This is a genomic window from Streptomyces sp. NPDC001904 (genome assembly GCF_040297005.1).
GTDB lineage: Bacteria > Actinomycetota > Actinomycetes > Streptomycetales > Streptomycetaceae > Streptomyces.
In genome coordinates this window covers 570302-580855 of the sequence record NZ_JBEOYI010000001.1, presented here as the reverse complement: position 1 = coordinate 580855, position 10554 = coordinate 570302, and the positions used below count along the sequence as shown (strand labels likewise).

General features: G+C 71.2%; 10 protein-coding genes. 2 read left to right on the top strand and 8 right to left on the bottom strand.

What is annotated here, in order from left to right; all coding sequences use genetic code 11:
* On the top strand, positions 1 to 211 hold a 211-nt coding region (locus ABT127_RS02565), incomplete at its 5' end, for a hypothetical protein (protein ID WP_351444026.1).
* 228 nt (positions 212 to 439) lie between these two features.
* Here the strand turns inward: ABT127_RS02565 and ABT127_RS02560 are convergent.
* On the bottom strand, positions 440 to 1447 hold the full coding sequence (locus ABT127_RS02560; RefSeq protein ID WP_351444025.1) for a stage II sporulation protein M: 1008 nt from the start codon (positions 1445 to 1447) through the stop codon (positions 440 to 442).
* Between the two features lie 105 nt (positions 1448 to 1552).
* On the opposite strand from ABT127_RS02560, the gene ABT127_RS02555 reads away from it, so the two are divergent.
* Entirely contained in the window at positions 1553 to 2533 is a 981-nt protein-coding gene (locus tag ABT127_RS02555; RefSeq protein WP_351444024.1) for an RDD family protein, read from the top strand.
* Positions 2534 to 2551: 18 nt separating this feature from the next.
* On the opposite strand, the gene ABT127_RS02550 is transcribed toward ABT127_RS02555, so the two are convergent.
* The 7 genes from ABT127_RS02550 to ABT127_RS02520 all read right to left on the bottom strand — a co-directional run bounded on the left by ABT127_RS02550 (position 2552) and on the right by ABT127_RS02520 (position 10434).
* Positions 2552 to 3166: a hypothetical protein gene (locus tag ABT127_RS02550; protein ID WP_351444023.1), complete on the bottom strand. Its 615-nt coding sequence runs from the start codon at positions 3164 to 3166 to the stop codon at positions 2552 to 2554.
* 220 nt (positions 3167 to 3386) lie between these two features.
* Positions 3387 to 4850, bottom strand: coding sequence for an adenosylhomocysteinase (gene ahcY / locus ABT127_RS02545; RefSeq protein ID WP_351444022.1), 1464 nt, complete (start codon positions 4848 to 4850; stop codon positions 3387 to 3389).
* Positions 4851 to 5140: 290 nt separating this feature from the next.
* Positions 5141 to 6124, bottom strand: a complete 984-nt coding sequence (locus ABT127_RS02540; protein ID WP_351444021.1) for a cation diffusion facilitator family transporter — start codon at positions 6122 to 6124, stop codon at positions 5141 to 5143.
* Between the two features lie 92 nt (positions 6125 to 6216).
* The gene (gene manA, locus ABT127_RS02535) at positions 6217 to 7368 is read right to left on the bottom strand and encodes a mannose-6-phosphate isomerase, class I (RefSeq protein ID WP_351444020.1); all 1152 of its coding nucleotides are present in this window, start codon (positions 7366 to 7368) and stop codon (positions 6217 to 6219) included.
* An 80-nt stretch (positions 7369 to 7448) separates the two neighbouring features.
* Positions 7449 to 8579, bottom strand: coding sequence for an SIS domain-containing protein (locus ABT127_RS02530; protein WP_351444019.1), 1131 nt, complete (start codon positions 8577 to 8579; stop codon positions 7449 to 7451).
* A 31-nt stretch (positions 8580 to 8610) separates the two neighbouring features.
* Entirely contained in the window at positions 8611 to 8781 is a 171-nt protein-coding gene (locus tag ABT127_RS02525) for a Trm112 family protein (protein ID WP_111665844.1), read from the bottom strand.
* Between the two features lie 288 nt (positions 8782 to 9069).
* A complete protein-coding gene (locus tag ABT127_RS02520) occupies positions 9070 to 10434 on the bottom strand; it encodes a phosphomannomutase/phosphoglucomutase (RefSeq protein ID WP_351444018.1) in 1365 nt (454 codons plus the stop codon).
* Positions 10435 to 10554: the final 120 nt, after the last annotated feature.

Genomic DNA, 10554 nt, shown 5'->3' with positions numbered 1-10554 from the left:
CGGGGTATCAACATATCTGGCGTTGATTTTTGGCACGCTGTTGAGTTCTCAAGGAACGGACGCTTCCTTTGTACTCACCCTCTCGGGCTTTCCTCCGGGCGCTTCCCTTCGGTATTTCGTGTTTCCAACCTTACCAGATCCTTTTTCCGTTCCGTTTCCGGTCCGAATTTTGTTTCCGGTGGCCGTTGGAGGGCCTTTGCCTTTCGGCTGATCCGACTTTATCAGAAGTTTTGGGCCGGTCTGACCGGCTGTTCGTTTCTGAATTAATCGGGAGGCTTCTCGAAAGAAAGTATTTCGTGAAGCGCGCTAGATACTAACCGTTGCAAGTGAACCTGTCGAGTTCGGGGCAACTGTTCGAATCTACCTCCCCGTCCAGTCCGTGTCAACGGTCTTTCCGGGGCGAAGAGGAGACTAGCAGGTCAGAGACGCCGGATGCACATCAAGCCGCTGTCGGCAGCAGCGCACTGCGTTCGGACTCGGGTACGTCGCCGGTCTCGCCCTCTCGGGTGGCGCGGCCACCGAGGACGTAGACATAGGTGAGGAAGGCGAGTTCGGCGGCGATGCCGATGCCGATGCGGGCCCAGGTCGGGAGGCCCGAAGGGGTGACGAAGCCTTCGATCGCGCCCGAGATGAAGAGGACCAGAGCCAGGCCGATGGCCATGCCCAGGGCTGCGCGGCCCTCTTCCGCGAGGGCGGTGCGGCGCGTGCGCGGGCCCGGGTCGATGACCGTCCAGCCGAGACGGAGGCCCGTGCCGGCGGCGACGAAGACCGCGGTCAGTTCGAGGAGGCCATGCGGGAGGATCAGGCCGAGGAAGGTGTCGAGGCGCCCGGCCGAGGTCATGAGGCCGATGCCCACACCGACGTTGACCATGTTCTGGAAGAGGATCCAGAGGACCGGCAGGCCCAGGAAGACGCCCAGGACCAGGCACATCGCCGCCGCCTGAGCATTGTTCGTCCAGACCTGGGCGGCGAAGGAGGCCGCCGGGTGGCTCGAGTAGTACGTCTCGTACTGGCCGCCGGGGCGGGTCATCTCGCGGAGTTCCGCGGGGGCGGCTATGGAGGCCTGGACGCCGGGGTGGGTGCCGATCCACCAGCCGATCAGGGCGGCTATCGCCGTGGAGATGAGCGCTGTGGGCACCCACCAGTGACGGGCCCGGTAGACAGCGGCCGGGAAACCGCGCGTCAGGAAGTCGGTCACGTCGCGCCACGAAGCCCGGCGGGTTCCTGTGACGGCGCTCCGCGCGCGTGCGACGAGTTGGGTCAGGCGTCCGATGATCCGGGGGTCCGGTGCGCTGGACTGGATGAGGGAGAGATGGGTGGCCGTGCGCTGGTACAGCGTGACCAGTTCGTCCGCCTCTGTGCCGGTCAGGCGGCCGCGTCGGTGCAGCAGGGCGTCCAGTCGGTCCCACTCTGCCCGGTGGGCGGACACAAAGACGTCGAGGTCCATCCGGTCTGCTGCTCCTCGCTTTCCGGCACCTGTGCGGCGCGATGTGCCCTCAGCTTGGCAGACTGGCGGTTCCTAGGGCAGGTCAGGGAAGGGTGGGTGGCCGGCGTGAGTGAGCTGGTGACGGGCGAGGCAGTGGCTCTGGAGCTGCGGCCTGCGAAACTGCCGAGCCGGGCACTCGCCGTGCTCATCGATCTCGCGGTGGCCTTCGCGGTCTACATCGCCGTGACGATGACGATCGTGGCGGCCACGGCCTCGCTGGACGACGCCGCTTCGGCCGCGGTGGCCGTGGCCACGTTCCTGCTGGTGCTGGTCGGGGTGCCGATCGCGGTGGAGACGCTGAGCAGGGGAAAGTCCCTCGGGAAGCTCGCGTGCGGGTTGCGGGTCGTCCGCGACGACGGAGGCCCGATCCGATTCCGGCACGCGCTGGTGCGGGGGGCCGTCGGCGTCGTGGAGATCCTGATGACCTTCGGGGTCGTGGCCTGCATCGCCTCCCTCGTGTCCGCGCGGGGGCGCCGGATCGGCGATGTCGTCGCGGGCACGCTCGTCGTGCGGGAGCGGGTGCCCACCGGGCAGGCCGCATTCGTACCGGCGCCGCCACCGTGGCTGGTGGGGCGGTTCGCGCAGCTCGACCTGTCCGCCGTGCCCGAAGGGCTGTGGCTCGCCGTGCGGCAGTACCTGACGCGGATGGGGCAACTGGATCCGCAGGTGGGGCACGGTATGGCCGGGCGGCTCGCGGCCGATGTCGCCGCGCACACCGGCACTCCGGTGCCGACGGACGTGCCGCCCGCCGCGTTCCTGGCCGCCGTGGTGCACGAGCGGCAGTCGCGGGAGGCCCAGCGGGCCTTCGGCGCGGCGCCGCACGGTGGAGGGCCGCACAGTGGACGGCCTGGAGCCCCGGCGGGCTACGCACCCACGGGCGCCCCGTCGTATCCCGCTCCGTCCTATCCCGCGCCCCACGCCCAGCCCGCGGCGCCCGTCGCCCCCGCGCAGGACGCGTTCAGCAAGCCGGCCGCTCCCTCTTCCGTTCCCGGTGACCGGGACGGTGGGGCCGAGCCGCCGGCCACCGGGTTCGCTCCCCCGGCCTGAGGCGTCCCGCGTCGGGCCTCAGGAGAACACCGAGGGCGGTGTCTCGAGGTGCTCCAGCTCGATGCCGGGGGCCGACAGGACCACGTCGCCGCTGACGTGAACGGTGGCCTGCTCGCCGGTGTCCAGGGCTGTGACCTGGTACGCGTCCACGGTCAGGGGTCCGTTGTCAGTGGCGTGTGCTTCGCTGTTCAGCAAGGTCCAGGACTGGTCCACGGTGCGCGGGGCCAGGACCGGATCGGTCAGGGCGACAAGGCGGACACGGGTCACGGGGGAAGCGGGGGTGAGGTTCAGCAGACGCGTCGTGGCGATGAGGAACGCGGGGGACGTGCCCGTGAACGCGTGCGCGGGAGCGTTTCCCTCGGTGGCGTGCGTGCCGGTGGGGTCGGTGCGCACCCAGGTGACGCCGTCGAGAGCGGCGCCGCGGACCTGCCAGCTCGCCGCGGTGACTTCGAGGCGGATGGGGCGGCCGAGTTCGTCCAGGGCGAGGTCGATCGAGCCGGCGTGGTCGCCGGAGGGGGTGGTGCGTTGCGCGACGTAGCGCCAGCCGGACGGGCCGGGCGCGCAGTGGAAGTGTTCTTCGCCGAGGGGGGTGTGATCGTGCGGATCGTGGAGCGAATAGCGGCCGCGGGGCATGGGCTTCGTGGGGTCCTCTGTCTGGCCTGGTGACGGCCGCCGCCACCGGTCCGGGTGCGGGTCGGACGGTTCTGGCCGGCGTCGAGGGACGTGTCCACCGTAGCCAGCGGTGCGGCAGCTACGGGACAGGCCCCCGGCACGGGGGTGCGGGGGCCTGTCCTGGCTGGTCGACTCCGGCCTCCGGCGCTTTACTGCCGCCGGTGGTGCGTCGCCGGGGTGCTCAGTAGCGGTAGTGGTCCGGCTTGTACGGGCCCTCGACCTCGACACCGATGTACGAGGCCTGCTCCGGGCGGAGCGTCGTCAGCTTGACGCCGAGCGAGTCCAGGTGGAGGCGTGCGACCTTCTCGTCGAGGTGCTTGGGCAGCACGTACACGTCGGTCGGGTACTCCGACTGCTTGGTGAACAGCTCGATCTGGGCCAGCGTCTGGTCCGCGAACGAGTTGGACATCACGAACGACGGGTGGCCGGTGGCGTTGCCCAGGTTCAGCAGGCGGCCCTCGGACAGCACGATGATGACCTTGCCGTCGGGGAACGTCCAGGTGTGGACCTGCGGCTTGACCTCGTCCTTGACGATGCCGTCGATCTTCGCCAGGCCGGCCATGTCGATCTCGTTGTCGAAGTGGCCGATGTTCCCGACGATGGCCTGGTGCTTCATCTTGGCCATGTCGCTCGCCATGATGATGTCCTTGTTGCCGGTCGTCGTGACGAAGATGTCGACCTGGTCGACGACGTCGTCCAGCGTCGCGACCTGGAAACCGTCCATCGCGGCCTGCAGCGCGCAGATCGGGTCGATCTCGGTGATGATCACGCGGGCGCCCTGACCGCGCAGCGACTCCGCGCAGCCCTTGCCGACGTCGCCGTAGCCGCAGACGAGAGCGGTCTTGCCGCCGATGAGGACGTCCGTGGCGCGGTTGATGCCGTCGATGAGCGAGTGGCGGCAGCCGTACTTGTTGTCGAACTTCGACTTCGTCACCGCGTCGTTCACGTTGATCGCGGGGAAGAGGAGGGAGCCCTCGCGCTGCATCTCGTACAGGCGGTGGACACCGGTCGTGGTCTCCTCGGTCACGCCGCGGATCTCCGAGGCGAGCTGGGTCCACTTCTGCGAACCGTTGGAGATCGTGTCGTTCAGGAGCTGGAGGATGACGCGGTGCTCGTCGGACTCGGCGGTGTCGACCGAGGGAACCTTGCCGTCCTTCTCGTACTCGACGCCCTTGTGGACGAGGAGGGTGGCGTCACCACCGTCGTCGAGGATCATGTTCGGGCCGCCGGTGGGCGTGTTCGGCCAGGTCAGCGCCTGCTCCGTGCACCACCAGTACTCCTCGAGCGTCTCGCCCTTCCAGGCGAAGACCGGGACGCCCTGCGGGCTGTCCGGCGTGCCGTTCGGGCCCACCGCGATGGCCGCGGCGGCGTGGTCCTGCGTGGAGAAGATGTTGCAGGACGCCCAGCGGACCTCGGCGCCGAGCGCGACGAGGGTCTCGATGAGGACGGCCGTCTGGACCGTCATGTGGAGCGAGCCGGTGACGCGGGCGCCCGCCAGGGGCTGCGCGTCGGCGTACTCCTTGCGGATCGCCATCAGGCCGGGCATCTCGTGCTCGGCGAGGGTGATCTCCTTGCGGCCGAACTCCGCGAGGGAGAGATCGGCGACCTTGAAGTCCTGGTCCTGTCGGTTGGCGACAGAAGTCATAAGTGAGCTGCTCCTCGGTGCAGTTGCAGGTGGTCGAGGTGGGCTTCCTCCGCATGCCGACCGGGTGGAGGCATGCGTGGCTGGTCTGCGGGCGTCGCCGGGCACAGGTGTCCCGTCGATACTCGCAGCGCAGTCCGTCGGAGGCCCTCTCTCCCTCGGCCGGCCCGCACGGCGGGCCGCCCGACCGCCATCAGCAGCGACGTCTGGCTCGTGACAAAGCTACACCGATCGGCCCAGTCGGCCCTACCCCGTCTCGGTATCGGGGCCGGGCCGGACGCGTACGGGGGCGGTCAGTGCCCCGGCGTCGGGTTCGGCGTCGGGCCGCCGGGAGCGGCCTCCGGGTCCGCGCCCTTGGCGGCCTCGGACTCGCTGTAGATGTCGGGCTCCAGGTAGATGACCCGGGCGATCGGCACGGCGGCGCGGATGCGGGCCTCGGCCTCGTTGATGGCGCGGGCCACCTCGGCCGCCGTGTCGTCGTGCTGGACGGCGATCTTGGCGGCGACGAGCAGTTCCTCGGGGCCGAGGTGGAGCGTGCGCATGTGGATCAGGCCGGTGACGGTGTCGCCGTCGACGACGGCCTGCTCGATCTTGGTGACCTCGTCGGTGCCCGCGGCCTCGCCGAGGAGCAGGGACTTGGTCTCAAGGGCGAGCACGATGGCGATGGCGATCAGGAGCAGACCGATGCAGAGCGTGCCGATGCCGTCCCAGACGCCGTCGCCGGTGGCGAGGGTGATGCCGACGCCGAGCAGGGCGAGTACGAGACCGATCAGGGCGCCGAAGTCCTCCAGGAGGACGACGGGCAGCTCGGGGGCCTTGGCCCGCCTGATGAACTGGCTCCAGGTCAGCTTGCCGCGCAGTTGGTTGGACTCCTTGATGGCCGTCCGGAAGGAGAAGCCCTCGGCGAGGATCGCGAAGACGAGCACGCCGACCGGCCAGTACCAGTGCTCCAGCTCGTGCGGGTGCTTGATCTTCTCGTAGCCCTCGTAGACGGCGAACATGCCGCCGACCGAGAAGAGCACGATCGACACCAGGAAGGCGTAGATGTAGCGCTCGCGGCCGTAGCCGAAGGGGTGTTGCGGGGTCGCCTCGCGCTGGGCCTTCTTGCCGCCGATCAGCAGCAGGGCCTGGTTCCCGGAGTCGGCCAGCGAGTGGACCGCCTCGGCGAGCATCGACGAGGAGCCGCTGAAGAGGAACGCCACGAACTTCGATGCCGCGATCGCGAGGTTGGCGGCCAGTGCCGCCACGATCGCCTTTGCTCCGCCTGAAGCACTCATGTCGTTCCTGGTGTCCCTTCGAGGTTCTGCCTATGCGTGTGTCCCGTGCAGCGGTGGGTCATTGTTGCAGCACGGGACCGCACAGGGGTCTCTCAGGCCACGACGGTTGCGCGGAAAACCGTTCCCACTCCGGACACTTCGGTCTTTTCGTCGGCGGGGACGAAGACGGATCGGCCGGCGGTGAGGTCGAGGTCGCCCGCCCGGACCGTGCCCGCGGTGCAGAGCAGGATCTGCGGGGTCGAAGCGGTCAGGTCGTGGGCCGCGCCGCCCTCGGGCAGCACGAAGCGGGAGAGGCGGAACTCGTCGATGGGGGTGTCGTACAGCTCCTCGCCGTCGGGCGAGGCCTCGGGGCGCAGGACACCCGGGTCGCTCGCCTCGAAGCGGACGATGCGCAGCAGCTCGGGGACGTCGACGTGCTTGGGGGTGAGGCCGCAGCGCAGGACGTTGTCGGAGTTGGCCATGATCTCGACGCCGAGGCCGTCCAGGTACGCGTGCGGGACGCCGGCGCCGAGGAACAGGGCCTCCCCCGGCTGCAGTCGTACGTGGTTGAGGAGCATCGCGGCGATCACGCCCGGGTCGCCGGGGTAGTGGTGGGCGATGCCCGCGTACGGCTCGTAGGCGCCGCCGATGCGCTGGGCGGCGGCGCTCGCCTCGGTGACGGTCGCCGTCATCTCGGCGCGGTCCGCGGAGAGCACGGCGGTGAGGACCTCGCGCAGCGCGGCCTCTTCGGGCTGGGCGCGCAGCAGGTCCACGTACGGCTTGAGGCTGTCGACGCCGAGGCCTTCGAGGAGCCGGGCCGCCTCCTCGGGGGCGCGGAAGCCGCACAGGCCGTCGAACTCGGTGAGCGCGCAGATGAGCTCGGGCTTGTGGTTGGCGTCCTTGTAGTTGCGGTGGGGGGCGTCGATCGGGACGCCCCGGCGCTCCTCGTCCTCGTACCCCTCCTTCGCCTGGGCGAGGTCGGGGTGGACCTGGAGCGAGAGGGGGGCGCCCGCCGCGAGCAGCTTGAGGAGGAAGGGGAGGCGGGGGCCGAACTTGGCGGTCGCGCGGGCGCCGAGTTCCTGCTCGGGGTGTGCGTCGATGACCTCGTTCAGCGGGCCGCGCCCGGTGCCGGAGGGGGCGCCGGGGTGGGCGCCCATCCACATCTCGGCCTGGGGTTCGCCGGTCGGTTCGGCGCCGATGAGCCGCGGGATGGCGGTGGTGGAGCCCCAGGCGTAGGGGCGGACGGTGTTGGTGAGGCGGTCCATGACGTGTGTGTTCTCCGTACGCGGTCCTGGTCGGATGGGCCGGCGCGTGCGGCCGGGCCGGGGACAGGGTCGGCTCCGGGTCACGTACCGGAGGCGAGGCCCAGGTAAACGGCGGCGAAATCCGTGACGGCGATCAGCTCCGCGAGGGTCTCCAGGTCGCTGCCCTCCTCCGGCTCCAGCTCGCTGATGGCGGTGCCGTGCGAGAGCGCGAGTTCGCGGGCGGCCGGGGCGGCGCTGAGGCCGCCGGTGGGGCGGTCGCGGAGCAGGACGACGCGGGCGCGCAGGGCCTGGGCCTCATCGACGCGGTCGCGGAAGAAGTCGTCGGGGTCGGCGCCCGCGGCGAGGTCGCTCGCGAGGAGCGCGCCGTGGGCGGGCAGCGCCTCGGGCAGGTCGGCGGCGAGCGCCGGGCGGCCGGCCAACTCGGCGAGCGCGGCGGCGAACCGGCGTCCGGCCGGGCCCGCGGCCGCGCCCTCCGTCCAGATCAGCGGCAGCGCGTCGGCCAGCTCGGAGGCGAGGGTCTTGGCGGGGTTGCCGTAGGTGGCGATCGCCGGTCCGCAGCGTTCGGCGGTGCGGTCGAGGCGGTCGGCGACCTTCTCCAGGTCCTCCGGGGGCGCGCTGAGCAGGCCGGTGCGGTCGAGCAGGGCCAGCAGCGGGGTGAGCAGGGCCCACAGGGAGCCGGGGGCGGAGGCCGCGACCGGGGTCTCCTGCTCGTCGTACGGGGCGGTGGCCATCGGCACGAACAGGCCGTGGGCGCCGGCCACGCTCTCGGTCAGCGGGGAGCCGGAGGGGGCGACCGCGACGACGGTGACGCCTCGGCGGTACGCCTGTTCGACCAGGAGCGAGAGGCTGGGCTCGCCGCCGTCCGGGGTGGCGATCAGCAGCAGGTCGACGGAGCCTGCCCAGCCGGGCAGTTCCCAGCGCAGGGCGCCGGAGGCGGGGGCGACGCCGGTGGAGCGCAGCCGTACGACGGGGCAGGCGGAGCCCGCCAGGCGGCCGATGAACTCGGCGACGCCGAGGGCCGCGGTGCCGGGGCCCGCGATCAGGACGGCGCGCGGGCGGCCGTCCGGCTTCAGTTCGGCGATGCCGGCCTCGGTGGCGTACCGGGCGGCGGTGCGCACGCGGGCGCCTGCCTCGGCGGCGCCGCGCAGCAGGCCGCGGCGGTCGGCTCGGGCCAGCGCGTCCGGGTCGTCCAGGAGCGTTTCGTCGAACATGGCGCGGGCCTCCGGAGGCGTCTCGTGCGGGTTACGCGGGGCGGCGGGCCTCGTCGACGAGGAGGACGGGGATGCCGTCGCGGACCGGGTAGGCCAGGCCACAGTCCTTGGAGGTGCAGATCAGCTCGGCTTCGGCCTCCTTGAGGGGGGCGTGGCAGGCCGGGCAGGCGAGGATCTCCAGGAGGCCGGCTTCGAGCGGCATGAGGGGTCCCTTCGGGGGTGCGGGGTGTTGGGTGGGCGGTGCTTTTGGTGCGGCCCGGTCAGGGTACCGCCGGGGTGGGGATGGTGGGTGGCTGCGGGTTGCGTCGTGGCTGGTCGCGCAGTTCCCCGCGCCCCTGGGTCGTACGTCAGCTGACGGCCGGTGGCCGCTTCTCGCGCAGTTCCCCGCGCCCCTGGGTCGTACGTCAGCTGACGGCCGGTGGCCGCTTCTCGCGCAGTTCCCCGCGCCCCTGAGGCAGGCGCTTCGCGCCGCCTCCTCGGGCAGGCGGGGTCAGGCCCTGATGACCCCGAGCACCTCGTCGCGGACCCGGGCCATGGTGGCCCGGTCGCGGGCCTCGGCGTTCAGGCGGAGCAGCGGCTCCGTGTTCGACGGGCGGACGTTGAACCACCAGTCGGTCGCCGTGACGGTGAGGCCGTCCAGCTCGTCCAGGGTGATGCCGTCCCGGTCGCCGTACGCGGCCTTGATCGCGGCCAGGCGGTCGTCTTGGTCGGCGACCGTGGAGTTGATCTCGCCGGAGCCGGCGTAGCGGTCGTAGGACGAGACGAGGGCGGAGAGGGGGCCGTCCTGGCCGCCGAGCGCCGCCAGGACGTGGAGCGCGGCGAGCATGCCCGTGTCGGCGTTCCAGAAGTCCTTGAAGTAGTAGTGCGCGGAGTGCTCGCCGCCGAAGATCGCGCCGGTCGTCGCCATCTCCTGCTTGATGAACGAGTGGCCCACGCGCGTGCGTACGGGTGTGCCGCCGTGCTCCTTCACCACCTCGGGCACCGACCAGGACGTGATCAGGTTGTGGATGATCGTGCCCGAGCCGCCGTTGCGCGCGAGCTCGCGGGAGGCCACCAGGGCCGTGATCGCCGACGGGGAGACCGGGTCGCCGTGCTCGTCGACGACGAAGCAGCGGTCGGCGTCGCCGTCGAAGGCGAGGCCGAGGTCGGCGCCCTCGGCCCGCACGCGGGCCTGGAGGTCCACGAGGTTGGCCGGGTCCAGCGGGTTCGCCTCGTGGTTCGGGAACGTGCCGTCCAGCTCGAAGTACATCGGCACGACGTCCAGCGGGAGGCCCGCGAGGACGGTGGGGACGGTGTGGCCGCCCATCCCGTTGCCCGCGTCGACCACGACCTTCAGCGGGCGGATGGCGGTGAGGTCGACGAGGCCGCGCAGGTGCGCCGCGTAGTCCCCCAGGGTGTCGCGCTGGGTGATGGTGCCCGTGGTCGCGGCCGGCTCGGGGGCGCCCGACTCGCTCCACTCCTCGGCGAGCCGGCGGATCTCGGTCAGGCCCGTGTCCCGGCCGACCGGGGCCGCGCCCGCCCGGCAGAGCTTGATGCCGTTGTACTGCGCCGGGTTGTGCGACGCCGTGAACATCGCGCCGGGCAGGTGCAGCGCGCCCGACGCGTAATACAGCTGGTCGGTGGAGCACAGGCCGATCTCGGTGACGTCCGCGCCCTGGGCGGTCGCCCCGAGCGCGAACGCGCGGGAGAGGGCGGGGGACGAGGGCCGCATGTCGTGCCCGACCACGATCGCCGTCGCGTCCGTGATCCGCACGAACGCGGCGCCGAACAGCTCGGCCAGCTTCTCGTCCCACTGGTCCGGGACCACCCCGCGCACGTCGTACGCCTTGACGATCTGCGACAGATCAGCAGCCATGGCCCGGTCCAGCCCTCCTGAAGTACTTCACGGACCCCACAAACTACCGGTCCGCACCGACAACAGAGCGTGAACCCCTCATTCCTCGCAAAGAACCCGCCGTCCGCCAACGGTGCTGGT